23 protein-coding genes are annotated in these 25,310 nt (G+C 76.0%); 13 read left to right on the forward strand and 10 right to left on the reverse strand.

The genetic code is table 11. The features are described from left to right. Positions 1-171: 171 nt before the first annotated feature. The gene (locus Q1K26_RS01375) at positions 172-5,028 is read left to right on the forward strand and encodes a SpoIIE family protein phosphatase (protein ID WP_300007248.1); all 4,857 of its coding nucleotides are present in this window, start codon (positions 172-174) and stop codon (positions 5,026-5,028) included. 169 nt (positions 5,029-5,197) lie between these two features. Continuing rightward, entirely contained in the window at positions 5,198-6,352 is a 1,155-nt protein-coding gene (locus Q1K26_RS01380) for an acyl-CoA dehydrogenase family protein (protein WP_300007250.1), read from the forward strand. 4 nt (positions 6,353-6,356) lie between these two features. Here Q1K26_RS01380 and Q1K26_RS01385 read toward each other — a convergent pair whose 3' ends face one another. Together Q1K26_RS01385 and Q1K26_RS01390 are read right to left on the reverse strand one after the other, a co-directional pair. Continuing rightward, entirely contained in the window at positions 6,357-7,427 is a 1,071-nt protein-coding gene (locus Q1K26_RS01385; RefSeq protein WP_300007218.1) for a VIT1/CCC1 family protein, read from the reverse strand. Between the two features lie 11 nt (positions 7,428-7,438). Next, positions 7,439-8,938, reverse strand: coding sequence for an NAD(P)/FAD-dependent oxidoreductase (locus Q1K26_RS01390; RefSeq protein WP_300007219.1), 1,500 nt, complete (start codon positions 8,936-8,938; stop codon positions 7,439-7,441). Between the two features lie 147 nt (positions 8,939-9,085). On the opposite strand from Q1K26_RS01390, the gene Q1K26_RS01395 reads away from it, so the two are divergent. Continuing rightward, positions 9,086-9,538, forward strand: a complete 453-nt coding sequence (locus Q1K26_RS01395; RefSeq protein WP_300007221.1) for an STAS domain-containing protein — start codon at positions 9,086-9,088, stop codon at positions 9,536-9,538. A 93-nt stretch (positions 9,539-9,631) separates the two neighbouring features. On the opposite strand, the gene Q1K26_RS01400 is transcribed toward Q1K26_RS01395, so the two are convergent. Next, positions 9,632-10,849 (reverse strand): Glu/Leu/Phe/Val dehydrogenase dimerization domain-containing protein, encoded by a 1,218-nt coding sequence (locus Q1K26_RS01400; RefSeq protein WP_300007252.1) that lies wholly within the window; start codon positions 10,847-10,849, stop codon positions 9,632-9,634. A gap of 135 nt (positions 10,850-10,984) precedes the next feature. On the opposite strand from Q1K26_RS01400, the gene Q1K26_RS01405 reads away from it, so the two are divergent. The 7 genes from Q1K26_RS01405 (at position 10,985) to Q1K26_RS01435 (ending at position 17,079) form a co-directional block, all read left to right on the forward strand. Next, entirely contained in the window at positions 10,985-11,896 is a 912-nt protein-coding gene (locus Q1K26_RS01405) for a LysR family transcriptional regulator (protein ID WP_300007222.1), read from the forward strand. A gap of 109 nt (positions 11,897-12,005) precedes the next feature. Then, on the forward strand, positions 12,006-12,482 hold the full coding sequence (locus Q1K26_RS01410; protein WP_300007224.1) for a GNAT family N-acetyltransferase: 477 nt from the start codon (positions 12,006-12,008) through the stop codon (positions 12,480-12,482). A 96-nt stretch (positions 12,483-12,578) separates the two neighbouring features. After that, positions 12,579-13,331: an IclR family transcriptional regulator gene (locus tag Q1K26_RS01415; RefSeq protein WP_300007225.1), complete on the forward strand. Its 753-nt coding sequence runs from the start codon at positions 12,579-12,581 to the stop codon at positions 13,329-13,331. Positions 13,332-13,439: 108 nt separating this feature from the next. Next, positions 13,440-14,213: a cyclase family protein gene (locus tag Q1K26_RS01420; RefSeq protein ID WP_300007227.1), complete on the forward strand. Its 774-nt coding sequence runs from the start codon at positions 13,440-13,442 to the stop codon at positions 14,211-14,213. Continuing rightward, positions 14,210-15,835, forward strand: coding sequence for a thiamine pyrophosphate-binding protein (locus Q1K26_RS01425; protein WP_300007229.1), 1,626 nt, complete (start codon positions 14,210-14,212; stop codon positions 15,833-15,835). Before Q1K26_RS01420 ends, Q1K26_RS01425 begins: the two co-directional genes overlap by 4 nt. Positions 15,836-15,919: 84 nt before the next feature. Continuing rightward, positions 15,920-16,279, forward strand: coding sequence for a hypothetical protein (locus Q1K26_RS01430; protein ID WP_300007230.1), 360 nt, complete (start codon positions 15,920-15,922; stop codon positions 16,277-16,279). 29 nt (positions 16,280-16,308) lie between these two features. Beyond that, positions 16,309-17,079 carry an FkbM family methyltransferase gene (locus Q1K26_RS01435; protein ID WP_300007231.1) on the forward strand — a complete coding sequence of 257 codons (771 nt, stop codon included), beginning with the start codon at positions 16,309-16,311 and terminating at the stop codon, positions 17,077-17,079. Here the strand turns inward: Q1K26_RS01435 and Q1K26_RS01440 are convergent. From Q1K26_RS01440 to Q1K26_RS01465, 6 genes are read right to left on the reverse strand one after another with little or no spacing between them, the layout of a single operon-like run. Further along, on the reverse strand, positions 17,076-17,696 hold the full coding sequence (locus Q1K26_RS01440) for a histidine phosphatase family protein (RefSeq protein ID WP_300007232.1): 621 nt from the start codon (positions 17,694-17,696) through the stop codon (positions 17,076-17,078). The genes Q1K26_RS01435 and Q1K26_RS01440 overlap by 4 nt on opposite strands. After that, on the reverse strand, positions 17,690-18,616 hold the full coding sequence (locus tag Q1K26_RS01445) for a lysylphosphatidylglycerol synthase transmembrane domain-containing protein (RefSeq protein WP_300007233.1): 927 nt from the start codon (positions 18,614-18,616) through the stop codon (positions 17,690-17,692). The genes Q1K26_RS01440 and Q1K26_RS01445 overlap by 7 nt, the downstream gene beginning before the upstream one ends. Further along, positions 18,606-19,454 carry a class I SAM-dependent methyltransferase gene (locus Q1K26_RS01450; RefSeq protein WP_300007254.1) on the reverse strand — a complete coding sequence of 283 codons (849 nt, stop codon included), beginning with the start codon at positions 19,452-19,454 and terminating at the stop codon, positions 18,606-18,608. Before Q1K26_RS01450 ends, Q1K26_RS01445 begins: the two co-directional genes overlap by 11 nt. After that, a complete protein-coding gene (locus Q1K26_RS01455; RefSeq protein ID WP_300007235.1) occupies positions 19,436-20,521 on the reverse strand; it encodes a glycosyltransferase family 4 protein in 1,086 nt (361 codons plus the stop codon). The genes Q1K26_RS01450 and Q1K26_RS01455 overlap by 19 nt, the downstream gene beginning before the upstream one ends. Then, the gene (locus Q1K26_RS01460; protein ID WP_300007237.1) at positions 20,518-20,916 is read right to left on the reverse strand and encodes a 6-carboxytetrahydropterin synthase; all 399 of its coding nucleotides are present in this window, start codon (positions 20,914-20,916) and stop codon (positions 20,518-20,520) included. Before Q1K26_RS01460 ends, Q1K26_RS01455 begins: the two co-directional genes overlap by 4 nt. Beyond that, positions 20,886-21,893, reverse strand: coding sequence for a zinc-binding alcohol dehydrogenase (locus tag Q1K26_RS01465; protein WP_300007239.1), 1,008 nt, complete (start codon positions 21,891-21,893; stop codon positions 20,886-20,888). Before Q1K26_RS01465 ends, Q1K26_RS01460 begins: the two co-directional genes overlap by 31 nt. A gap of 79 nt (positions 21,894-21,972) precedes the next feature. Between Q1K26_RS01465 and Q1K26_RS01470 the strand changes: the two genes are divergently transcribed. Genes Q1K26_RS01470 through Q1K26_RS01480 form a run of 3 tightly spaced genes read left to right on the forward strand, consistent with a single transcriptional unit; the run spans position 21,973 to position 24,927 of the window. Beyond that, the gene (locus tag Q1K26_RS01470) at positions 21,973-22,692 is read left to right on the forward strand and encodes a CDP-alcohol phosphatidyltransferase family protein (protein WP_300007241.1); all 720 of its coding nucleotides are present in this window, start codon (positions 21,973-21,975) and stop codon (positions 22,690-22,692) included. Next, positions 22,689-24,278, forward strand: a complete 1,590-nt coding sequence (locus Q1K26_RS01475) for a sulfatase-like hydrolase/transferase (protein WP_300007242.1) — start codon at positions 22,689-22,691, stop codon at positions 24,276-24,278. Before Q1K26_RS01470 ends, Q1K26_RS01475 begins: the two co-directional genes overlap by 4 nt. Before the next feature lie 10 nt (positions 24,279-24,288). Beyond that, complete coding sequence (locus tag Q1K26_RS01480) at positions 24,289-24,927, forward strand: MSMEG_1061 family FMN-dependent PPOX-type flavoprotein (protein ID WP_300007244.1); 639 nt, start codon at positions 24,289-24,291, stop codon at positions 24,925-24,927. A 20-nt stretch (positions 24,928-24,947) separates the two neighbouring features. On the opposite strand, the gene Q1K26_RS01485 is transcribed toward Q1K26_RS01480, so the two are convergent. Further along, a partial coding sequence (locus Q1K26_RS01485) for an HNH endonuclease signature motif containing protein (protein WP_300007246.1) occupies positions 24,948-25,310 on the reverse strand: 363 nt, incomplete at its 5' end.

The raw sequence follows: 25,310 nt of genomic DNA on the forward strand, positions 1-25,310 counted from the left end.
CTCGTCCCCGTCGTCTGCATGAACAGCGCGATCAACTGGTCGAACTGGCGCCGACGCCGCCAACACGAAGCTCGCGTCTGCCATTACCGACGCCGCGGCCACCGCCCTCCGTGACCCGAACTGCCGTTGCAGTACTAGCCGGGCCGGGCACGACACAATCGGATCGTGAGCATGCCCACCGATCCCGACCAGGTCTTCTCCGGCGGCGGGCTGATGGGCCGGGTCATGGCGGGTCACGACTGGGCGGCGACCTCGGTGGGGGCGCCGCAGACCTGGCCGTCGGAGCTGCGCAGCGTCGTCCGGATCCTGCTGACCTCCCGGTTCTCGATGTGGATGGGCTGGGGCCCCGAGCTCGCGTTCTTCTACAACGACGCCTACCAGCGCGACACGCTCCGCTCGAAGCACCCGTGGGCGCTGGGCCGCCCGGCCCGCGAGGTGTGGGCCGAGATCTGGGACGACATCGGCCCCCGCATCCAGTCCGTGCTCGACACCGGCGAGGCCACCTGGGACGAGGGCCTGCTGCTGACGCTGGAACGCAGCGGCTACCCGGAGGAGACCTACCACACGTTCTCCTACAGCCCCCTGCACGACGCCGCGGGCCGGATCGCGGGGTTCCTGTGCGTGGTCAGCGAGGACACCGAGCGGGTGCTCGGCGAGCGGCGGCTGCGCGTGCTGTCCGAACTGGGCGACATCTCCGCCGTCACGGCGCCGACGCTCGACGAGGCCTGCACCGCCGCCGTCGCGGTGCTCCAGCGGGGGCGGGCGGACGTCCCGTACGCCGCGGTGTACCTCGTCGAGCCGGGCGGTGACACGGCCCGGCTGGTGGCCGCGCACGGCACGGATCCGGCCGTGGCGCCGCCGCTGGTCGACGCCGGACGGGACCCGCAGCTGTGGGCCGTGCTCGATTCGCGCCGGGCCGTCGACGCCGGGGACGCGGTCGCGATGCCGCTGACCGGCGGTGGCGGCGGGCGGCCGGCGGGGGTGCTGCTGGCCGGGGTGAACCCGCACCGGGCACTGGACCGGGAGTACCGCCGCTTCCTCGACCTGGTCGCCGGTCAGGTGAGCACCGCCATCGCGGACGCGTCCGCGTTCCAGCTGCAGCGCAGGCGGGCCGACGAGCTGGCCGAGCTGGACCGCGCCAAGACCGCGTTCTTCACCGGGGTCAGCCACGAGCTGCGCACGCCGCTGACCCTGATCGCGGGGCCCGCCGAGGACGCGCTCGCCGACACCGAGCACCCGCTCCCGCCCGTGCACCGTGCCCGGCTGGAGCTGGTGCACCGCAGCAGCGGGCGGCTGCGGCGGCTCGTCGACACGATCCTCGAGTTCTCCCGGCTGGAGGACGGGCGCGCGGTGCCCGACCGCGTGACCGTCGACCTCGCGGGGCTGACCCGCGGCATCGCGGAGTCCTTCGCCCCCGCGGTCACGCGGGCCGGGCTGGCCTTCACCGTGACCTGCCCCGAACTGCCCGGCGGCGTGGCCGTCGACGTCGACATGTGGGAGAAGATCGTCCTCAACCTGCTGTCGAACGCGGTGAAGTACACCCACGCCGGGTCCGTCACCCTCGAGCTGGCGCGGGCCGACCCGGACTCGGTGGTGCTGCGGGTCGCCGACACCGGCATCGGTATCCCCGAGGCCGACGTGCCGTTGCTGTTCCAGCGCTTCCACCGCGTGCGGGGCGCCTCCGGCCGCAGCCACGAGGGATCGGGCATCGGCCTGGCCCTGGTCTCCGAGCTCGCCGCGCTGCACGGCGGCTCGGTCGCCGTCGACTCCGTGCTCGGGGAGGGCAGCCGGTTCACGGTGACCATCCCGTCCCCGTCCGCCCCCGACGCGGCGGCTCGCGTCGCGGTCGACCGGCACGCGTCGGGGGCGGCGCGGCTCTACCGCGACGAGGCCCTGCAGTGGAGCGGGGCCGAGCCGAAGGTCGTGACGGCGATGCCGGACGCGGGCTCCACGGCGGGCGCGACCGTGCTCGTCGCCGAGGACAACCCGGACCTGCGGCGCTTCCTCGGCGGGCTGCTCGAGCCGCACTACTCGGTGCTGCTCGCCGCCGACGGCGCCGCCGCGCTCGAGCGGGCCCGGACCGCTCGGCCCGACCTCGTGCTCACCGACGTCATGATGCCGGGGCTCGACGGCTTCGGGCTGCTGGCCGCGCTGCGGACCGACCCGGCCACCGCCACGACTCCGGTCGTCATGCTGTCGGCCCGCGCCGGGGAGGAGGCCGCCATCGAGGGCCTGCACGCGGGCGCCGACGACTACCTCGCCAAGCCGTTCTCCTCGGCCGACCTGGTCGCGCGCGTGCGCTCGAACCTGGAGCTGGCCCGGGTCCGCCGGAACGAGTCGGCGCACCGCGCGGCCCTGATCAACGCGATGCAGGACGGCCTGTTCGTCATGACGCCGGACCTGACTGTCGTGGAGACCAACGCGGCCTTCCACTCCGTCCTCGGCCACGACCCCTCGGCCCTGCCCGTCCCGGCACCGCACCCGTGGTGGCCGGACCCCGACACCGACCCCGACGCAGCCGCGCAGCTGCGTGCGACGTTCGACGCGCTGGACGAGACCGGCACCGGGAGCGTCGTCGTGCCGCTGATCCGCGCCGACGGCCTGCGGATCTGGGCGGACGTGCTCGTCGACTCGGTCCGCGACGCGGACGGGGCCGTGAGCCTGTACGTCGGCACCCTGCGCGACGTCACCCTCGCGCGGCGGGCCGCCGAACGGGACCGGCTGCTCGCCGACGCCGGGCGCCTGCTCGCCCAGCCCGGGGAGCTCACCGCCCGGCTCGGCGACCTCGTCCACACGGTGGCGCCGGTGCTCGGCGACCTCGTCACCGTCCTGCTCCCCGGCCCGGACGGCCGGCTGTCGCCGGTGGCCGCCGCCCATCACCGCGTCCCGGAGCGGGCCGCCGAGGCCCTCGCCGGTGCCGCGCTGCCCGTCGACGACGAGCTGCGCAGCCGGATGCTGAAGGGCCACGCCTTCGCCCCCGCCGACCACCCGGAGGGCACCGCCGCCGCACCCGAGGGCGACCTGGTCGTCCCCCTGGTGCTCACCGGGCGGTTGCTCGGCTGCCTGGTGCTCGCCCGGGCCGGGCGCGCGCAGCCCCTCGACGGCACCGACGTGGCCACGGCGGAGGAGCTCGGCCGCCGGGTGACGATGATGATCGAGGCCGAGCGGCTCGCGTCGCGCGAGCGGCAGCTGCACGTGCTCACCGCGGCGCTGGCCGCGGCGGGCACGGTCGCCGCCGCGGCGCGGGTGCTCGCCGACGGGGTGGCCGCGGCCACCGGGGCCGAGGCGGTCGCGGTGGTGATCCGGCGACCGGGCGGGCGACCGGAGCTGGTCGCCGGGACCGGCGACCAGGACCTGCTCGACACCGGCAGGCTCACCGAGGCTCCCGGCGCCGAGCCGGTCCAGGCGGTCGGGCCGGTCTGGCCGCACGCCGACGACCCGACCCGGGCCACGCTGCCGCTGCGCGTCCGGGACCGCACGGTCGGCACGCTGCTGGTGGGGTTCGCGGCCACCCGCTCCCTCGACGACGACGACCGGGCGTTCCTCACCACGCTGGCCACCGAGGGCGGCCTCGCGTTCGAGCGCGCCGCGCTGGCCGACACCCGCCGCGAGCTCGCCGACACCCTGCAGCGCAGCCTGCTGCCCCCCGAGCTGCCCGAGCACCCGCGGCTCACCCTGGCCGCGCGGTACCTGCCCGCGGCATCGGGCAGCCGCACCGGCGGCGACTGGTACGACGTGCTCCTGCTCGACGAGCACCGGGTCGCGATCGTGGTGGGTGACGTCGTCGGACAGGGCCCCGCCGCCGCCGCGGTGATGGGCCAGCTGCGCAGCGCCCTGTCCGCCTACCTGCTGCAGGCCCCCGGGCCGGCGCAGGCGCTGACCTGGTTGGACCGCTACTCCCACCGCGTCGCCGGGGCCCGGGCCAGCGCCGCCATCTGCGTCGTGCTCGACACCCGCACCGGCGACCTGCGGTGGGCGCGTGCCGGGCACCCGCCGCCGCTGGTGATCGACGCGGCCGGGGCCGCCCGGTACCTCGACGGCGCGCACGGGTGCGTGCTGGGGGTCCGGGGTGCACCGCCGTTCACCGAGTGCCGCGACGTGCTCGGCCCCGGCGGCACGGTCGTGCTGTACACCGACGGGCTGGTGGAGCGCCGCGGCGAGAACGTCGACGAGGGGTTCGACCGCCTCGCGAGGGCCGCGTCCGCGGCGGGCCGGCCGGTCGGGCAGCTGGTGCCGGCCCTGCTGGACGCCTCGCTCGACGGCTCCGGACCCGCCGACGACGTGGCACTGATCGTGGCGCGGCTGCGCCCGGCCCCGCTGAGCGCCGCCCGCCCGGCCGTGCCGCCCAGCCTGGCCGCGATGCGCCGCGACGTCGAGGGGTGGGCGGCGCGCGGCGGGCTGGCCGCGGAGCTCGTCGACGACCTCCAGCTGGCCCTCGGGGAGGCCGTGGCCAACTCCGTCGAACACGCCTACGGCGCCGGTGCGCCGGGTGAGGTCCGCTACCGCGTCGACGTGGCGGCCGACGACGGCGTCACCGTCGAGGTCGCCGACGACGGGACCTGGCGGCCGCCGGGAGAACCGGGGTTCCGCGGCCGCGGGCTCCAGGTGATCCACAGCCTGAGCCGGGAGTTCGCCCTCGACCACGACGACGGCGGCACCCGGCTGCGGTTCGTCCTCCCGCCACCCGCGGCGGGACCGCACGAGCCCGGGCCGGCACCGCCCGCGGGGGCCGACCCGGTGGCGGCGGCGCAGGCCGGCGGCGCCGAGCGCCTCGTGGTGTCCGGCGAGCTCGACCTGGCGACCGTGCCGGCGCTGCGTGCCGACCTGCGGTCGCGGCTCGCCGCGGGGCCCGTCGTGCTCGACCTGAGCGGGGTCACCTACCTCGCCAGCGCGGGCATCGGGCTGCTGCTGGAGGCGGCCGAGCTCGCCCCCGGGCGGCTGCGGATCCTGCTCGTCCCGGACGGGCCCGCCGCCCGCGCCGTGGCGATCACCGGGCTGGACCGCTACCTGCCGATCGACCCGTCCTGACCCCCGGGCAACCGGTGGTGTGCGACCCCGCCGCGCCCTACTGTGTGGCTGGTGCCCGGCCCGCGACCCGGTCGACGAGCTCTGCGACGCGCTGCTGGGCGACGCCCGCGACACCGACGACATCGCCGTGCTCGCCGTGCGGGTGCTCGAGGCAGGAGGACCACCGGACGTGAGCGAACTCAGCGCCGAGGAGCGGGCCGTCGTCGACGTGGTCCGGGAGTTCGTCGACCGGGACGTGCGGCCCGTCGTCCGCGAGCTGGAGCACGCCGACACCTATCCCGAGGCGCTCATCGCGCAGATGAAGGAGCTCGGGATCTTCGGGCTGGCCGTGCCCGAGCCGTGGGGTCCGGCACCGGTGTCGATGCCGTGCTACGCGCTGGTCACCGCGGAGCTGGCGCGGGGCTGGATGAGCCTGGCCGGCGCGATGGGCGGGCACACGGTCGTGGCGAAGCTGCTCGTCGACCACGGCACCGACGCCCAGCGGGACCGCTGGCTGCCGCGGATGGCCACCGGCGAGGTGCGCGCGACGATGGCGCTCACCGAGCCGGGCGGCGGCTCGGACCTGCAGGCGATGACGACGCACGCGCGCCGGGACGGGGACGGGTACGTCGTCAACGGGGCCAAGACGTGGATCACCAACTCCCGGCGCTCACAGCTCATCGCGCTGCTGTGCAAGACCGATCCCCGCTCCGACCCGCCGCACCGCGGCGTGTCGATCCTGCTCGTCGAGCACGGCCCGGGGCTGACCGTCTCGCGCGACCTGCCCAAGCTGGGCTACAAGGGCGTCGAGAGCTGCGAGCTGGCCTTCGACGACATGGCGGTCCCCGCGGACGCCCTGCTCGGCGGCGAGGAGGGCCGCGGGTTCGCCCAGATGATGAAGGGCCTGGAGACCGGGCGGATCCAGGTGGCCGCCCGCGCGCTGGGCGTGGCGCGCGCCGCGTTCGACGACGCCCTGCGCTACGCCCAGGAGCGCGAGACGTTCGGCAGGCCGATCTGGCAGCACCAGTCCATCGGCAACTACCTCGCGGACATGGCCACGAAGATCACCGCCGCCCGGCAGCTCGTGCTGCACGCCGCGGAGGTCTTCGAGTCCGGCAGGCGCGCGGACATGGAGGCCGGCATGGCCAAGCTGTTCGCCTCGGAGACGGCCATGGAGGTGGCGCTGGACGCCGTGCGCATCCACGGCGGCTACGGCTACTCCTGCGAGTTCGACGTGGAGCGCTACTTCCGCGACGCCCCGCTCATGATCGTCGGCGAGGGGACGAACGAGATCCAGCGCAACGTCATCGCCGCACAGCTGGTGAAGCGCGGCGGCCTGGGCTGACCCGCTACCCGACGGCCACGCCGAACAGCGCGCCGAGACCGTAGGTGACGGCCGCGGCGCCGGCACCGATCGCGAGCTGGCGCAGGGCGCGGCGCAGGGGTGGCCCGCCCGACAGCACACCGACGGTGGCGCCGGTCAGCATCAGCGCGAGCCCCACCAGCACCGAGGCGGCGACGATCGCGGCCACCCCGGTCAGACCGACGACGAACGGCAGCACCGGGATGGCCGCGCCGCTGGCGAAGAACACGAAGCTCGACGCCGCCGCGCCCAGCCCGGTCCCGACGACCCCGTGCCCGTCGTCGGTGTCACCACCGGCCACCGAGCGGGCCGGGTCGACGCTGCGCAGGGCGGCCACCGCGCGCCGCTCGGCCTCGCCCGCCTCCATCCCGCGGGCCCGGAACACCAGTGCCAGCTCGTTGGCGTCGACGTCCAGGCGCCGCAGCACCGCGTCGGCGTCGCGGGTGTCGGGCGCCGAGGCGGCGAGCAGCTCGCGCTGCGAGCGCACCGAGACGTACTCCCCGGCCCCCATCGACAGCGCGCCGGCGAGCAGCCCGGTGAGCCCGGTGAGCAGCACGGTCGACGCGGACGCGCCGGCGCCGGTGACCCCCAGCACCAGCGCGAGGTTGCTGACCAGCCCGTCGTTGGCGCCGAACACCGCGGCCCGGAACGTGCCCGACACCCGCGCCCGGCCCCGCGCGGCCAGCCCGCGCACGACTTCCTCGTGCACGCGCTCGTCGGCGGCCATGGCGGGGGTGGCGTCACCGTCGGTCCCGTACGGGGAGCGGGTCTCGGCCCGCTGGGCGAGGGCGAGCACGAACACCGACCCGAACCGGCGAGCGAGCAGGGCGAGCAGCCGCATCCGGGTGGCGCCGCGCCCGACCCGGCCGATCCGGTCCCCGAGCAGGGTCTCCCAGTGCGCGGCGTGCCGCTCCTCGGCCTCGGCGAGCCCGAGCAGGATCTCCCGCTCCTCACCGTCGCGGCGGGCGGCGAGCTCGCGGTAGACCTGCGCCTCGGCGCGCTCGTCGGCCAGCATCCGCCGCCACCGGCGCAGTGACGTAGGTGGAACGTCTTCCATGGGCGCCAGTATCAGGTGCCCGCCGCGGCCTCCCGGACCCGCAATCCGTCGATCTCCCGCGGTAGCCGGAACTCCATGTCCCGCGCAGGGTCGCCGAAGCGCATGCCGAGCAGGTCCAGCAGGTAGTTCTGGCGCAGCAGCCACGGTGCGCGCCCGCCCTGCTTGGGCATCCGGGCCGCCGCGCGCTGCACGTAGCCCGAGCTCAGGTCGAGCAGCGGCCGGGCGGTGACCGGCCCGGCCGGGCGGGGCACCGCGGACGTGGCGCCGCGGGAGTCCATGTGGGCGAGCAGCCGGCACACGTAGCGGGAGGCGAGGTCGGCGCGCAGCGTCCAGGACGCGTTGGTGTAGCCCACGCACATCGCGAGGTTCGGCACGCCCGAGAGCAGGCACCCGCGGTAGACGACCGTCTCCCCCGGGTCGATCGCGTTCCCGTCGACGCTGAGCGCGATGCCGCCGCACGCCACCAGCTCCAGGCCGGTGGCGGTGACGAGGACGTCGGCGTCGAGCACACGGCCGGACTCCAGCCGCACCCCGGTGGCGGTGACCCGCGTGATCCGCTCGGTCACGACAGACGCCTTCCCCGAGCGCACCGCCCGGAACAGGTCGGCGTCGGGTCCGACGCCCACCGGAACGACGCACAGCCGCTGGTCCCACGGGTCGTAGCGGGGAGCGAAGTCGACGTCGACGGTGGCCGGGTCGGCGAGCTGGCGGGCCACCCCGGCGCGCAGCAACTTCGCCGCGAGCCGCGGCCGCCGCCGGCAGAGCTGGTAGAACCCCTGCGTCGTGAGGATGTTCTTCCACCGCGCGACCCGGTGCGCGGCGGCCCGGGGCAGGTGGCGGCGCAGCGCGTCGGCCACGGCGTCGGTGCCGGGCAGCACCGTGATCCACGACGGCGAGCGCTGCAGCATCGTGACGTGCGCGGCCTGCGGCGCCAGGGCCGGCACCAGCGTCACCGCGGTGGCGCCGCTGCCGACCACCACCACCCGCCGTCCGGTGACGTCGAGGTCCTCGGGCCAGAACTGGGGGTGCACGACCGGGCCGGCGAAGTCGGCCAGCCCCGGGATGTCGGGGGTGTGGGCGCGTTCGTAGCTGTAGTACCCGCTGCACAGGTAGAGGAACGAGCACGTGTACCGCTCGGTCTCCTCACCCACGGCGACCTCCACCTGCCACCGGGCGTCGGTCGAGGACCACGCGGCCGCCACCACGCGGCGCCCGAACCGGATGTGGCGCTCGATGCCGAACTCGGCGGCCGTGTCGCGGACGTAGCCCAGGATGGACCCGCCGTCGGCGATCGCCTTCGCCTCGGTCCACGGCCGGAACGGGTAGCCCAGGGTGAACATGTCCGAGTCCGACCGGATGCCCGGGTAGCGGAACAGGTCCCAAGTGCCGCCGATCGCGTCGCGGGCCTCCAGGATCGCGTAGCTGCGGCCGGGATGCTCGGTCTGCAACCGGTACCCCGCACCGATGCCCGACAGGCCCGCACCCACGATGAGGACATCGACGTGTTCCACCGGCCCGACGTTACCCACCGACCGGCCCACGGCACACCCGCGAGTAACCCCCGTCCAGCGGTAGCTCGCGCGGGCCGATGCGGGTACTCACAGAACCCGGCCGCCGGCGATCCGGCCGCCGCCACCGGCGTACACGGGGATACGCGCATGAACGCTGTTCGTGAGTCCTGGACGGCCTCCGACCACCGGGCCGCGCCGCTGTCGCACATCGCGGTGCTGCGGGACCCGTTGCCCGGGGTCGACCCGGACCTGCGCCTGTACTCGCCGCGCCCCGAGGTCGTGGTGGTCCGGGTGTCGGGTGCGGTGGACCAGCGGGGCGCCGAGCTGCTGGGCGAGCGGGTGGGACAGCAGCTGGCCCGCGCCACCCACGTGGTCCTCGACCTGGCCGGGGTGCCGGGCCTGGGCCGCTGGGGCGCCCGGGTGCTCGCCGAGCTGGACCGCGAGGCGACGCGCTGCGGCGCGTTCCTGCACATCGCGGGCGTGGAGGAGCCCGAGATGCGCGAGCAGCTGCGCACGGCGCACCTCGACACCGCCCCGTGCGCCGACGCCGTGGTCGCGCTGATCCCGGCCCGGCTGCCGCGCAGGCGCTGGCGGCACTGAGCACCGCGCCGCGATCACACCGTCGGGACCGGGCGTCCCGCCGCAGTTCCTCGGGGTGCGACGAGCTGTCCCCCGCGGCGCTCGAGCCAGCCGTCAGGGGATGACGACCGGCTGCTCCGGACCACCGCCGGCCAGCGCCGCGCGGCGGGCCTCGGCCAGCTCCCACCCGGTGTGCCGCGGCGGGACCCCGTCGATGACCCAGCGCTCCAGCAGCAACGCCACCTTCGTCCGCATCTCGGTGCGCAGCCGCAGGAACGAGTCCTCCGGGTCCGCCCCGACCTGGCCCAGCAGCAGCCACCACGCCCAGGCCGCGGCGCCCGCGTTGGCCACGAAGTCCGGCACGACCGGGACGTCGCGGGCCCGCAGCAACGCCTCGGCCTCGGCCGTGGTGGCGGTGTTCGCCGCCTCGACCACGACCCTCGCCGACACCGCGGCGCAGTTGTCCGCGGTGATCGCGTAGGAGATGGCCGCCGGCACGAGGATGTCGACCGGTGCGGACAGCACCGCCTCGCGCGGCAGCTGCGTGACCCCGGAGGGGACCCGGGAGCGGTCGATCTCGCCGAAGGCGTCGCGCAGCTCCAGCAGCGCCGGGACGTCCAGACCCGCGGGGTCGTACAGCGTGCCGGCCGCGTCGGCGACGGCGACCACCCGCATCCCCGCCTCGTGCAGGTACCAGGCGGCCGCGCCGCCCATCGTCCCGACGCCCTGGATCGCGACGGTGGTCGCGGCCACCTCCCACGCCCACGTGTTCGCCGTGGCCAGGCACGCCTGCGCCACGCCGTAGCCGCCGATCACGTCGCCGAGCAGCCCGCCGTCGGCGGGCGCGTTCAGCCCGGCGTGCACGCGGCGCAGCGTCGCCTCCGGATCGAGCGACCGGCGGATGGCCGCGTGGTAGGACTGCTGCAGCCCGATCCGGGCGAACACCTCGTCGATGAGGTGCTGGGGCACGCCGAGGTCCTCCGCGGTGACCCAGTGCGCGTCCAGCCACGGTCGCATGGCCTCGCAGAACCGCGTGAGCACGCCGATCGCGCGCGGGTCCTTCGGGTCGAAGTCGATGCCGCCCTTGGCCCCGCCGACGGGCAGGTCGAACACGGCGGTCTTGGCGGCCATGCCGCGCGCGAGGTCCTCGACCTCCGCCATCGTGCAGCCCGCGCGCATCCGGGTGCCGCCCGTGGCCAGCCCGGACACCAGCAGGTGCACGACGAGGAAGCCGTCGGCTCCGGTGACCGGGTCGGTCCAGGTCAGCCGGATCAGCGGCCGCCCGGCTCCGGTGACGCGCTGCTGCTGGACCGGCCCCATCGGTTCCTGCATCGTGGTCACGGCAGCCCACCCCCAAGTCGTCGTCGTCGGTGCGGTCAGCGTGCGTCCCGGCCGGCTGCGGCGTCCAGTTACGGATCGTGGAAGGTGGCGTTCAGCCTTCCTGCACAGCTGCATACTGTGGTGCCCGTGGAGCTCTCCCTGCAGCGGTTGCGGATGCTGCGCGAGCTGCACCGCCGGGGCACCGTCACCGCGGCCGCCGCCGCACTGCACTACACGGCGTCGGCGGTCTCCCAGCAGCTCGCGCAGCTCGAGCGCGACGTCGGGGCCACGCTGTTCGAGCGGCTGGGCCGCCGGGTGCAGCTCACCGACCTCGGCCTCGTGCTCGCCGAGCACGCCGAGGAGATCCTCGGCTCCGTGGAGCGCGCCACGACCGCGCTGGAGGAGGCCCAGGAGACCGTCTCGGTCACGCTGACGGCCGGGGTGTGGGCGTCGGTCGCGTCCGGCCTGCTGCCCCCGGCGCTCACCGCACTGGCCGTCGACCACCCCGGCATCCGGGTCCGCACCCGCGAGCTCGCCCCGGAGGAGACCGCCGGTGCCGTGCGGGACGGCACGCTGGACCTGTCCTTCGTGATCGAGTACTCGACGTTCCCGATCGCGCTGGACCCCGGCCTGGCCCGGGACGTGATCGGGGTGGAGCGGCTGCACGCGGCCGTGCCGGCCGGGGCGGTCCCGGCCGGGACCGTCGAGCTGCTCGGGCTGGCCGAGCACCCGTGGATCCTGGCCGGCCCCCGCTCGCACTTCGGCCGGGCGGTGCGGGTCGCCTGCCAGTCGGCCGGGTTCGAGCCGCGGGTCGAGCACGAGGTCGGAGAGCAGGCCACCGCGCTGGCGATGGTCGCCGCAGGGCTCGGCGTCACCCTCGTCTCCGATCTCGGGCTCACGCTCTGCCCGCCCACCGTGGACGTCCTGGCCCTGACCGACCCGGTGATCCGCACGGTGTCGATCGTCTACCGGACGGGCAACTCGCGGCGGCCGTCGTTGCACCTGGTCATCGACGCCGTGCGGGCGGCCGCGGCCGCGCAGGGGCTCGGCACCCCGTAGGACTCCCGGCTCACGTCTGCTTCCCTTCCGGTGGTCGGCAGGTCACACTGGAAGCCGGACCTCCGCCGACGGGCGTCGGCGCCATCGTTGACCCGGGAGGACAGCCGCCGTGTCCCGTCCGGCCGATGCACCGGTGGAGTTCCGCGCCGGGCGCTCCGACCTGTCCCCCGGACGCGAGCTCATGGCCGAGCTCAACGACCTGCTCGACACCCAGTACCCCGGGCGGGTCGTCCGCCCCGGCTCGGTCACCACGCCCGACGAGATGGTACCGCCGGGCGGCACGTTCCTGATCGGCTTCGCCGGCGACCGGGCCGTCGCCATCGGCGGGCTGCGCCGCCTCGACGACGACCTCTGCGAGATCAAACGGATGTACGTCGTGCCCGACGCGCGCTCGGGCGGGATCGGGCGCGCGCTGCTGGCCGCGCTGGAGGACGCCGCCCGCGCGCTGGGCTACCGGCGGGCCCGCCTGGACGCCGGACCGGAGCAGAAGCACAGCCGCGTGCTGTTCGAGGACACCGGCTACGTGCAGATCGAGAAGTACAACCGCAACCACATCGCGGACTACTTCGCGGAGAAGCGCCTGTGAGGGCGGGGGAAGCCGTCAGGTCGTGAGGAGGGTGGGGCAGCCGCGCGCCCGGGGAGATCGGGCGCGCCCCCGGCGGCGGGCCATAGGCTGCCTCGCGTGGACGAGGCGAACTCCGTGGTGGCGCGGGCGATGACGCTGCTCACCGCGTTCCGCCCCGGCGACACCGAGTTGACGCTGGCCGAGCTGTGCCGCCGCACCGGGATGCCCAAGACCACCGCCCACCGCCTGCTCGGGGAGCTGGCGCAGTGGCAGGTCGTGGAGCGCACCGCGACGGGTGTGCGCCTGGGCATGCGGCTGTTCGAGCTCGGCCAGCTCGCGCCGCTGCAGCGCGGGCTCCGCGAGGCGGCGTCGCCGTTCCTGGCCGACCTGTTCGAGGCCACCCACGAGACCGTGCACCTCGCGGTGCTCGACGGCATCGAGGTCGTCTACGTGCACAAGATCGCCGGGCGGCGCGGGCCCGCGGTGCCCTCGCGCCTCGGGGGCCGGATGCCGGCGCACTGCACCGGGGTCGGCAAGGCGCTGCTCGCGTACGCGCCGCCCGGCCGGCTGGCCGCGGTCGTCGCCGCCGGGCTGGAGCGCCGGACCCCGCGCACGATCATCGCTGCGGGGCTGCTCGACGCCGAGCTGGCCCGGATCCGGGAGCGCGGGGTGGCCGTGGAGCACGAGGAGTCCACCGTCGGGATCGCGTGCGTGGCCGCTCCCGTGCTCGGCGCGGACGGCCACGCGCAGGCCGCGGTCTCCATCACCGGCTGGGCCAACCGGCTCGACACCGCCCGCTTCGCCCCCGCCGTCCGCACCGCCGCGCTGGGTCTGGCGCGGGCCCTGCGGGCCACCGGCCGGACCGCCTGACCGCGGGCTCCGGGCGACGACGGCGCGGGGGATGGCGCCGCGGGCGTCGCCACGTCAGGGTGACGGGTGCCGTCCCCGTCCCCAGGGCACCATCACCCAGGAGCCGCCATGTCCGTCCTGTCCGCCGTGCTCGACGCGGCCCGCTCCGGCGCCGTGCAGGTCGTCGACCTGACCACGCCGCTGCAGGAGTCCACCCCGATCCTGGAGCTGCCGCCGCCGTTCGCGAACACCAGCCGCTTCCGGCTCGAGGAGCTCTCGCGCTACGACGACCGCGGACCGGCCTGGTACTGGAACGACATCCACACCGGCGAGCACACCGGCACCCACCTCGACGCCCCGGTGCACTGGGTGACCGGTCGGGACGGCCTCGACGTGGCGCAGGCCCCGATGAGCACGCTCGTCGCCCCGGCCGCGGTGCTGGACATGACCGCCGAGGTGGAGCGCGACCCCGACTTCCTGCTGCGGATCGAGCACGTCACGGCCTGGGAGGCCGAGCACGGCCCGCTGCCCGACGGCGGCTGGCTGCTGTTCCGCACCGGCTGGTCGGCCCGCGGCGACGACGCGGCGGCGTTCGCCAACGCCGACGAGAACGGCCCGCACACCCCCGGCGTCGCCCCGGACTGCGCGCGCTGGCTCGCCGCCGACACACCCATCACCGGGTTCGGGGTCGAGACCGTCGGCACCGACGCGGGGGCCGCGCACGGCTTCGACCCGCCGTTCCCCTGCCACAGCTCGCTGATGGGCGCGGACAAGTGGGGTCTGACGAGCCTGCGCAACCTCGACCGGCTGCCGCCGACCGGTGCGCTGCTGGTGGTGGCGCCGCTGCCGATCGTCGGCGGGTCGGGCAGCCCGGCCCGGGTGCTCGCGCTGGTCGACCGGTGAGCACGGTCGCCGACGCCGTCGGGGCGGCACTCGCCGGGCTGGGCGTCGGGCACGCGTTCGGGGTGGTCGGGAGCGGCAACTTCCACGTCACCAACGCCCTGCGCGCGCACGGGGTGCCGTTCACCGCGGCCCGGCACGAGTGCGGCGCGGCGACCATGGCCGACGCCTACGCGCGCACGTCCGGCGAGGTCGCGGTCCTGACCCTGCACCAGGGCTGCGGGCTGACCAACGCGCTGACCGGCATCACCGAGGCCGCCAAGAGCCGCACCCCGCTGCTGGTCCTGGCGGCCGACACGGCCGGATCGGCGGTGCGGTCCAACTTCCGCGTCGACCAGGACGCGCTGGTCGCGGCCGTCGGCGCCGTGCCGGAACGGGTGCACTCGGCGGCGTCGGCCGTGGCGGACCTGGCCCGCGCCTACGACACCTGCCGCGGCCTGCGCCGGACCGTCGTACTGAGCCTGCCGCTGGACGTGCAGGCCGCGCACGGCGAGCCCGGGCCCGCCCGGTTCGCCGCGCGGCCCCCGGCCCGGCCCGGCGCCGCCGCGGCGGCGCGGCTCGCCGCGCTGGTCGACGCCGCCGAGCGGCCGGTGTTCCTCGCCGGGCGCGGGGCGCGCGCCGCAGGTCCCGAGGTGGCCGCGCTGGCCGACACCTGCGGCGCGCTGCTCGCCACCTCGGCCGTCGCCAACGGGCTGTTCAGCGGCCACGACTGGAACCTGGGCATCTGCGGGGGGTTCGCCACCGACCTGGCCGCCGAGCTGATCGCCGCGGCCGACCTGGTAGTGGCGTGGGGGGCGTCGCTGACGATGTGGACCACGCGCCACGGGGCCCTGCTCGGCGACGGCGCCACCGTCGTGCAGGTCGACGACACGCCCGCGGCGATCGGCGCGCAGCGTCACGTCGACCTCGGGGTGCTCGGCGACGTCGCCGAGACCGCCCGCGACGTGGCCGCACTGGTCGCGGGCGGGCCCGGCTACCGCACCGACGCAGTCGGCGTACGGATCGCCACCGAGGGGCGGTGGGCGCAGGTGCCGGTGCCGCCGCAGACTCCCGACCCGGCCCGGATCGACCCGCGCACGCTCTCCGCGGCGCTCGACGCGCTGCTGCCGCCCGCGCGCACCGTGGCCGTCGACTCCGGGAACTTCATGGGGTATCCGAGCGCCTACCTGGCCGTGCCGGACGCGGCCGGGTTCTGCTTCACCCAGGGCTTCCAGTCGATCGGGCTCGGGCTGGCCACCGCGATCGGTGCGGCGCTGGCCCGCCCGGACCGGCTGCCGGTGGCCGCGGTGGGCGACGGCGGCTTCCTGATGGGGGTGTCCGAGCTGGAGACCGTGGTTCGCCTGGGGATCGGCATGCTGATCGTCGTCTACGACGACGCCGGCTACGGCGCCGAGTTCCACCACTTCACCGGTGCCGACCACGGGTGCGTCCGCTTTCCCGACACCGACCTGGCCGCGCTCGCCGCGGGGTACGGGTGCGCGGCGGCCACCGTACGACAGGTGTCGGACCTGGACGTCGTCCGGGGATGGCTCGGCGGGCCGCGCGACCGGCCGATGCTCGTGGACGCGAAGGTCCGCTCCGACGAACCGTCGTGGTGGTTGCAGGAGGCGTTCCGCGGGCACTGACGCCATTCGCCGTCACGTAAGGCGATCGGACGCCACCCGTTCGGACGCACCCCGAGGACGTCGCGATCCCGCTACGGTCGCACGGTGCTCGTCTGGGTGACCCTCGCCGCCGGATCCGTCGTGCTCGTCATCGGCACGCTGGCGGTGATGCGCGTGGACCGACGCTGGCGGCGGTCGCACCTGCAGTGCTGCCGGTGCCTGGACACCTGGCACGGCTACGCGAAGATCTGCGAGCGGTGCGGGGGGCGCGGACGCGACTACGACTGGCTCGCCGCACGCTTCGCCGGGTTCCCCACCCATGACTGGCAGGGCTACCTCGACACCGGGCCGATACCCGTGATCGACGTGGCGCCCGGCCGGATCCCGGCCCAGCGCACGGTCGCCGACCCCGCGGAGCGCACGGCCGAGCCCGCGGAGCGGGAGGCCGAGCTCAGCGAGCGCTGAGGCCTCGGGCTCACCCGTAGGCTCGCCCGATGCTGCGCCGCCTCCGCGGGATCCTGCGGTCCCTCGCGATGTACCACGCCATTCCCGGCCGGCACCGCCGGATGGTGCGGTTCTACCGGCAGTTCCTGGGCCCCGGTGACGTCGCGTTCGACGTCGGCGCGCACGTCGGCAGCCGGGTACGGGCCTGGCGCACGCTGGGTGCCCGGGTGGTGGCGGTGGAGCCGCAGCCCGACTTCGCGCGCATCCTGCGCCTGCTCTTCGGCCGCGACGCCGGCGTCGTCGTCGTCGCGCAGGCCCTCGGGTCCCGGCCCGGGACGGCTCGGCTGGGGGTGTCCACGGCCACCCCGACGGTGTCGTCGATGTCCCCGGACTGGATCGGGGCCGTCGGGACCGACCGCAGCTTCGCCCGGGTGCGCTGGGACCGGTCGGTGGAGGTGCCGGTGAGCACGTTGGACGCGCTGGTCGCCGCGCACGGCGAGCCCGCGTTCTGCAAGGTCGACGTGGAGGGGTTCGAGCTCGAGGTGCTGTCCGGGCTGTCGCGACCCGTGCGCGCGCTGTCGTTCGAGTACCTGCCTCCGGCCCACGACGCCACGCTGGCCGTCCTCGCGCTGGTGGACCGCCTGGGCGGGGGCGGCTACCGCTACAACTACTCCCCCGTGGAGACGCTGACCTGGGCGAGCGAGGGCTGGCTCACCGCGGCGGAGCTGGAGACCGTGCTGGACCGGCACCGGCCGCTGGGCCGCTCCGGCGACGTCTACGCCCGCCTCTCCCCGGCGGCGCGGCGCCAGGTGGCTGGTTAGTGCCGGTCGGCTGCGGCGCTGCGGTCGGCGGCGGTCGTGTCGCTGAAGCCCAGCAGCAACGGGCGCGGGCCGCCGGTGTCGATGCGGCACACGGCGGCGTCGCCGAGGAACATCCGCCACGCCACCTCGTCGCCGACACCCAGCGCCCAGGTGACGGCCGCCTTGATGGGTGACACGTGGCTGACGACCACCACGTCCCCGCGGGCCGCGTCCGCCGCGAGCTCCGTGCAGGCCTCGCGGACCCGGCGGCCGACCGCGGCCAGGGACTCCCCTCCCGCCGGGACGAAGCCCGGGTCGGTCCGCCACTCCTGCCACGACCGGTCGCCCAGCGCGGTGGGCGGGCAGCCGTCGAGGTCGCCGTAGTCCATCTCGACCCAGCGGGGATCCACCTCGACACCGTCGACGTCGACGACGCCTGCCGGCGCTCCCGCGAGCACGGCGGCGGTGTGGCGCGCCCGGGCGAGCGGGCTGGAGACGATGCGCGCCGCGGGCGGCAGCACCTCGGCGAGCGCGCACGCCTGCCGGTAGCCGGTCTCGGTCAGCGGCGGGTCGGCACGGCCCAGCAGCAGGCCGTCGGCGTTGGCCGCGACCTCGCCGTGCCGCACGAGGATCAGCACGGGACCGGCACCGGTGCGCGGCCGGGGGCCCGCAGCCACAGCAGCACCGCCGCGCCGGGCAGGCAGGCGACGAGCCCGAGCACCCCGAACACGACGGCGACGGTGACGCCCAGCGCGGCTCCGAACCCGGCCGCCCCGAACGCCAGCGCGGCCACCGCCTCCCGCGGCCCCCAGCCGCCGACGTTGATCGGCAGCACCATCGCCAGCAACGCCGCCACCAGCAGCGGGAGCAGCTCGGGCAGCGGCGCCTGGGCCCCGGCGGCCCGCGCGGCGACGACGAACAGCACGAGGTGCCCGGCCAGCCCGGCCAGCGACAGCGCGACCACGCCCGGCCAGGTGCGCCGCGCCAGGACACCGGAGCGCAGGTCGGCTCCCGTCGCGCGGAGCACGGCCCGCACGCGGGCCGAGCGCAGCGCCGCCAGCGCGGCCAGCGCGGCCAGCGCGGCCAGCGCCGCGGAGGCGCCACCGGCCGGGCCGGTCGTGAGCGCCGGACCGGGCCCGGGCTGCGCGAGCAGCACCACGATCCCGGCGGCGACGACGACCACCTGACCGGACACGCGTTCGAGCACGACGGCACGCGCACCCGCGCCGCCGTCGTGGCGACCGTGCCGCACCGCGCGGTGGACGTCACCGAGCACGCCCGCCGGCAGCACGGAGTTGAGGAACAGCGCCCGGTAGGTGTCGGCCACGGCTGTGCCCATCCGCAGCGGCACCCCGATCCCGCGCGCGACGAGCCACCACCGCGCCGCGCTCAGCACCGTCGTGACCAGCCCGATGAGCAGTGCCGCGAGCACGGACCACCCGTCGACGGCCCGCAGGCCGGCGACGAACGCCTCGGCGCCGACGGTCGCGACCAGCCCGGCCAGCACGGCGGCGCCGGCCAGCACCCGGATCACCGCCCACCCCCGCTCATCGGGCACCCGCCGGGACCGCCAGCACGTCGACGTGCCCGACCACGACCCGCAGCCGGCCCGCCGCCAGCGATGCGAGCCGTCGGGCCAGGTAGTCGGCGGCGTCGTCGGCCAGCTCGGGCTGCTGCACGCACGCCGCGGCGACCCAGCCCCGCATCCACTCCTCGGTGAGCGCGGCGTCCGCCGCGCCGAGCCGCCAGGGGCTGGGCCTGCGCTGCACGTCGGCACCGCGCACGGCGAAGCTCGCGTATGCGACGGCGGCGGCGTCCGGGCCGAGCAGCCGCCTGCCGTCCACGGTGCGCCGCTGGTGGTCGTCGAACGCGGCCGCGAACTCCGCGTCCAGCCGGTCCGGTGGGTCCATGACGACGAGCCCGGAGACCGACAGGGTCCACAGGGCGGTGCACCCGGCGTCGACGCACGCCCCGGCGAGCGTGTCGACCTCCGCGGGGTCGAGCAGGTCCAGCAGGGCCGACGCCGTGACCAGCGCGGTCCCCGCCAGATCGGCCGGGCCCAGCGCGGTGAGGTCCCCGCACACCGTCTCCACGGTGATCCCGGCGGGCCGGGGCATCGCCTCGGCCCGGGCCAGCAGCACGGGGTCGCGGTCGTGCAGCACCCAGTGCTGGGGCACGGGCAGCCGCGGCGCGAGCCAGCGCAGCATGGAGCCGGTGCCGCAGCCGAGGTCGCGGATCCGCAGCGGTCCCTCACCGGCGGCCGGGTCGGGAAGCCGGCGCCGCACGGTCTCGGCGAGCTCGGGGGCCCGGCCCGCGGCGTCCGCCGGTTCGCGCAGCGCGAGCCAGTCCGGGGTGCACTCGGGCGACCCGGGCTCGCTCAGCCGCGCGTCCCACATCGCCGGAGAACCGCTGCGAGGCATCGGATGGTCACCTCCCAACCGTCGAGTACGTCGCGTCGGGCGGCCGCACCGCTTCGCAGGCGGTCCCGCAGGTCGGGATCGGCGAACCAGCGCCGCAGCGCCCCGGCCAGCGCGCCCGCGTCGCCGGGGGGGACCAGCAGGCCCGCGTCCCCGCCCACGCTCTCCGGGATCCCGCCGACGGCCGAGCCGAGCACCGGCACCCCGCGCGCCAGCGCCTCGGTGACGACCATGCCGTAGGCCTCCGCGCGCGAGGGCACCACCAGCAGGTCCGCCGTGTCGTACGCGGCGTCGAGCGGCGGCCCGGTCAGCGGGCCGGTGAGCCGTACCCGGCCGGCGAGGCCGTGGCCGTCGATGGCGGCCCGTACCCGGGCGACGTGGGCGGGGTCGCGGCGCAGCGGGCCGACGAGCGCGCACGTCCACGGCAGATCGACCACGGTGGCGAGCGCGGCGACGAGCACGTCCTGCCCCTTGGTCGGGGAGACCGAGCCGACACACATCAGCCGTCCCGCGCCCCCGGACCCCCTGGCGAGGGGGACGGGATCGACCCCCGGACGGGCGACGTGCACGCCGGCCAGCCCGTGCACGTCGGCGAGCCGGGCGGCGGTCCACGGGCTGGTGGCGACGACGGCGGCGGCGGCGTGCAGGACGGCGCGCTCGGCGTCCGCGAGGCTCGCGCGGTCCTCCTCGGTCCCGCCCTCCTCGTCGCCGAGCGGCAGGTGCACCAGCACGACGAGCGCGAGCCGGCCCGCCTGCGGGACGACGACGTCGGGGACCCCGCACGCCACCAGCCCGTCGAGGAGGACGACGGCCCCGTCGGGCAGGCCGTCCAGCGCGCGCCGCAGCGCCGCGCGGGCGGCGCCGTCGGGGCGCGGCCACGACCCGCCCACCGCGATCTCCTCGACCGCCCAGCCGCCGCAGGCGAGCCCGCGGCAGACCCGGCGGTCGTAGGCGTTGCCGCCGCTGGGCAGCGCCGGGTCGTCGACGTCGTCGGGGAGGACGACGTGGACGGTCCCCTGCACCACGGGTCGGGTGGCCGTCGTCACAGGTCGCGCTCGTAGGTCGCCCAGGCCACGTGCGACTCGCGCAGGGTGACCGCGATCCCGGCCAGTCCCCGCGCGCCGTCGCCGAGCTCCCCCGCGTGCACGGCGCCGGCGAGCCGGTCGGCGACGACCTTCGCGAGGTACTCGGTGGAGGTGTTGACACCGGCGAACGCGGGCTCGTCGTCGAGGTTGCGGTAGTTGATGTCGGCCAGGACCGCGCCCAGCCGCTGCGTGGCCAGCCCGATGTCCACGACGATGCCGTCCGCGTCGAGGTCGGGGCGCCGGAACATGGCGTCCACGACGTAGGTGGCGCCGTGCAGCCGCTGCGCCGGTCCGAAGACCTCGCCGGTGAAGCTGTGCGCGATCATCACGTGGTCACGGACGGTGATGCTGAACACGGGCCCTCCTCCTGGTCATAGACGACACGCACGCACAGCGCGGACGGTTCACCGGAGCCGAGATCGGTCATCACGGACGGCAGGTCGACGAACCGGCACTCGCCGGTGACGAGGGCGTCGAAGGCCGGGTCGGCCAGCAGCCGCAGCGCCAGCGCCATCCGGTCGGCGTAGCCGCGCCGCATGCGCCGGGACCGCGCGACGGCGCCGACCTGGCTCGCCCGCACGGTGAGCCGCCGCGAGTGGAACGCCTCGCCGAGCGGCACGCGCACCGGTCGGTCGCCGTACCAGCTCAGCTCGATCACCTCGCCCTCGTCGGCGAGCAGCTCCAGGCTGCGGGCGAGCCCGGCCTCGGTGGCACTGGCGTGGACGACGAGGTCGCAGTCCCCCGCCGCGTCCTGCGGCCGGGCGAACCCCACACCCAGCGCGGCGGCCACGGCGGCCCGCCCGGGATCGACGTCGACCAGCTCCACCCGCACGCCGGGGAAGCGCGCGAGCACCGCGGTGACGCAGGAGCCGACCATCCCGGCCCCGACGACGGCGATCCGGTCCCCGACCAGCGGCGCGGCGTCCCACAGCGCGTTCACCGCGGTCTCGACGGTGCCGGCGAGCACGGCGCGGCCGGGCGGAACGTCGTCGGGGACGGCGGTGACGGCCGCGGCGGGCACGACGTAGCGCGTCTGGTGCGGGTACAGGCAGAACACGGTGCGCCCGAGCAGCGTCGCCGGCCCCTGCTCGACGACGCCGACGGACAGGTAGCCGTACTTGACCGGGCCGGGGAACCCGCCCTCCTGGAACGGGGCGCGCATCGCCGTGACCTGACTCTCGGGCACGCCGCCGCGGAACACCAGCGACTCGGTGCCGCGGCTCACCCCGGAGAACAGGGCCCGGACGACCACGTCGTCGGGGCCGGGCGCGGGTAGCGTGATGGGTCGGATCTCGCCCTCACCCGGCGCACGGACCCAGAAGGCGTGCTCCACCCCGTTCCCCTCTCCAGCGAACCCGGAAGCGATGAACCTCTGCCCGTTCCCGTCCGTGCTGAGAGGTATGAACTCGTCCATGTCGAGCGTAACCCGACAGTCCACCGACGGTCAGCTCTCGGCGGCGGTGCTCGTGCAGATGCTCCTGCTGGCCGCCGTCGCGACCGGCCCGCTGGGGTGGGTGGCCGGGCTCGGGTTCGTGCTGGCCCTGTGGCACCTGCTGGCCGGGGCCGCCGAGCGCGCGGGGGAGTTCACGCTCGGACCGGCCGGGCTCGTCACGCTCGCGCGCGCCACGCTCGTCGGGGCGATCACCGCGCTCGTCGTCGAGGGGCTCGCCACCGGGTACACCCCGGTTCCGCTGCTGGTGGGCCTGGCCGCGGTGGCGCTGGCGCTCGACGCCGTCGACGGGAAGGTGGCGCGCCGAACCGGCACGGCGACCGCGCTGGGTGCCCGGTTCGACATGGAGGTCGACGCGGCGCTGCTGCTCGTGCTGAGCGTGCACGTCGCGACGCTGCTCGGTCCGTGGGTGCTCGCGATCGGCCTGATGCGCTACCTGTTCGTCGCCGCGGCGCGGGTGGCGCCGTGGCTGAGCGGGCGGCTTCCGCTGCGCACCTCGGCGAAGCTCGTCGCGGCGGCGCAGGGGATCGTGCTGGTCGTGGCCGCGTCGGGGCTCCTGCCGGGGACGGTGGCCGCGGCGCTGACCGCGGTGGCGCTGGGCGCGCTGGTCTGGTCGTTCGGCGGCTCGGTCGCCTGGCTGTGGCGGGAACGCGGGCCCGCCGCGCCCGGCCCCGTCACGTGACCCGGCTCCGGACCGCGGCGGCGGTACTCCTCGTCGCCGGGGCGCTCCTGGTGCCCCGCGGGGGCGAGCCGTTCACCGCCGCGGCGTTCGTCCGGATCCCGCTCGAGGCGCTGGCCGGGATCGTGCTGCTGGTGCTGCTGCCCGCCCGGGCCCGCGACGCCGTCGCGGTCGGGCTGGGCGCGCTGCTGGGCCTGCTCACCGTGCTCGGCGTGGTCGACCGGGGCTTCCGCACGGCGCTGGGCCGCCCCTTCGATCCCGTCGTCGACACCGTCCTGCTCGCCGACGCCGCCACTTTCGTGTCCGGTTCCTACGGGCCGGGCGCGGCACTCGCGGCCACGGTCGGCGCCGCGGTCCTGGCCGTCGCGGTCCCGGTCCTCCTGGCGCTCGCCGTGCGGCACCTGGGCCGGGTCCTCGCCCCGCACCGCCCGGTCGCGCTGCGCACGGCCGCGGGGCTGGCGCCGGTCTGGCTCGCCTGCGCGCTGCTGGGTGTGCAGCTTGTTCCCGGCGTGGCGGTGGCGTCCGCGAGCATCACCGGGCAGGTCGGGTCCACGCTCGCCGCGTCCTGGGCGAGCGTGCTCGACCAGCGGCAGTTCGCCGCCCAGGTCGGCGTCGACGCGTTCGCCGACACCCCGGACGCCGAGTTGCTCACCGCGCTGCGCGGCAAGGACGTCGTCGTCGCGTTCGTCGAGAGCTACGGCCGCGACGCCGTGACCGACCCCGAGTTCGCGCCTCAGATCGGGGCCGTGCTCGACGACGGCACGCAGCGCCTGGCCGTCGACGGGTTCGCGGCTCGCAGCGGCTACCTGACCTCCCCGATCGTCGGGGGCGGCAGCTGGCTGGCTCACGCCACGTTCCACTCCGGGTTGCCCGTCACCAACCAAAGCCGCTACCGCACCCTCATGGCGAGCGAGCGCCGCTCGCTGCCCGGCATGTTCACCGACGTGGGCGCGAGCACCGCGGCCGTGATGCCGGGCACCGCCGGGCCGTGGCCCGAGGGTGCGTTCTACCGCTACGACCGGATCATCGACTTCGACGCACTCGACTACCGGGGCCCGGACCTGGGCTGGGCCACGGTGCCCGACCAGTACACCCTGTCGGCCTTCCAGCGGCTCACGGCCGCGGCGGGGCCGCAGATGGCCGAGATCGCACTCGTCACCAGCCACGCGCCCTGGCCGTTCGTCCCGCCCCTGCTGGACTGGGCCGAGATCGGCGACGGCTCGGTCTACGAGGCGCTGGCCCCCGCGGGCCCGCGCCCGACCGACCTGTCGCGCACCGAGTACCGGCGCTCGGTCGAGTACAGCCTGTCCGCGCTGATCTCCTACGTCGAGACCTACGGCGACGACGACCTGGTGCTCGTCCTGCTCGGCGACCACCAGCCGCTGCCCGTGATCACCGGCGAGGGCGCGGGACGCGATGTCCCGATCAGCATCGTCACCCGCGACCCCGCCGTGCTGGACCGCATCGCGGGCTGGGACTGGGACGAGGGCCTGCGCCCGGGCGAGCGGGCCCCCGTGTGGCCGATGGAGTCCTTCCGCGACCGGTTCCTGACCGCGTTCGGCCCGGACGGCGCCGCCCCGACCGATTAGGGTGGGCTCAGTGACCATCCCCTTCGCCGACGTCGTGACCGACCCGGCCCACCTCGCCGCGCTCTACCGGGCCCCGAACGAGCTGGTGGCCCGCAAGAAGATCGACCACGTCGACGACGGGGCGCGCGCCCTCATCGCGGCCTCCCCGTTCGCCCTGCTGTCCACGTCGGATGCCGACGGCTGCTGCACGGTGTCACCGCGTGGCGGCGAGCCGGGGTTCGTGCAGGTCCTCGACCCGCACCGGCTGGCGGTCCCGGACTTCCCCGGCAACAACCTGCTCGACTCCCACCGGCACCTGCTCGCCAACCCGCACGCCGCCCTGCTGTTCCTGCTCCCGGGTCGGGCCGAGATCCTGCGGGTCGAGGGGCGGGCGTGGATCACCACGGACGGCACGATCCTCGACCGGTCGGCCGATTCGGGGCGGGTGCCGGTCGCGGCGGTCGGGATCGCCGTGGAGTCGGTGTTCGTGCATTGCGCCGCGTCCCTGCGCCGCGCCGGGCTCTGGGACCCCGACACCTGGGGCCGGGTGGACGCACCCACCACGAGCGAGGTCGTGAAGCATCACCTCGCCCTCACCGACCCCGCGCCGGGACCGGGGGCGGCGATCACTGCGAGCACCCAGGGCGAAACGATCCCCGATGAACGGTGACCCGGAATCGGGGGTCGCGGTCAGCCGTCCCGGTAGTCGTGGGGCTCTGTCCAGTACCGGTGCCCGGTCGGGGTGATCCACTCGACCCGGCGGTCGTCATGGAGGACGACCTGCCAGCCGGGATGTTCCTTCATGTGATGGTGGGCGGTGCATGCGGTGCACAGGTTGGCCTCGTCGGTGGGCCCGCCGGTGTTCCATGGGGTGACGTGGTCGAGTTCGCAGGTCGCCGCGGCGCGGCGGCACCCCGGGGTGCGGCAGGTGACGTCGCGGCCGCGGACGAAGTCGGCCAGCCCGGCCGGGGGCCGGTACACCGTGCGCCCGTAGTCGAGCAGGGTTCCGGAGGCGGGGTCGACGAGCAGCCGCCGCCATACCGAGTCGGTGGC

The sequence above is a fragment of the Pseudonocardia sp. genome (genome assembly GCF_029263155.1).
GTDB lineage: Bacteria > Actinomycetota > Actinomycetes > Mycobacteriales > Pseudonocardiaceae > Pseudonocardia.

Excerpts from the sequence above, each read along its gene's own strand:
- Q1K26_RS01395 (WP_300007221.1), top strand. The coding sequence starts at position 9,086 with ATGAACGCTGTTCGTGAGTCCTGGACGGCCTCCGACCACCGGGCCGCG.
- Q1K26_RS01400 (WP_300007252.1), bottom strand. The coding sequence starts at position 10,849 with ATGCAGGAACCGATGGGGCCGGTCCAGCAGCAGCGCGTCACCGGAGCC.
- Q1K26_RS01420 (WP_300007227.1), top strand. The coding sequence starts at position 13,440 with ATGTCCGTCCTGTCCGCCGTGCTCGACGCGGCCCGCTCCGGCGCCGTG.
- Q1K26_RS01375 (WP_300007248.1), top strand. The coding sequence starts at position 172 with ATGCCCACCGATCCCGACCAGGTCTTCTCCGGCGGCGGGCTGATGGGC.
- Q1K26_RS01385 (WP_300007218.1), bottom strand. The coding sequence starts at position 7,427 with ATGGAAGACGTTCCACCTACGTCACTGCGCCGGTGGCGGCGGATGCTG.
- Q1K26_RS01435 (WP_300007231.1), top strand. The coding sequence starts at position 16,309 with ATGCTGCGCCGCCTCCGCGGGATCCTGCGGTCCCTCGCGATGTACCAC.
- Q1K26_RS01450 (WP_300007254.1), bottom strand. The coding sequence starts at position 19,454 with ATGTGGGACGCGCGGCTGAGCGAGCCCGGGTCGCCCGAGTGCACCCCG.
- Q1K26_RS01470 (WP_300007241.1), top strand. The coding sequence starts at position 21,973 with ATGTCGAGCGTAACCCGACAGTCCACCGACGGTCAGCTCTCGGCGGCG.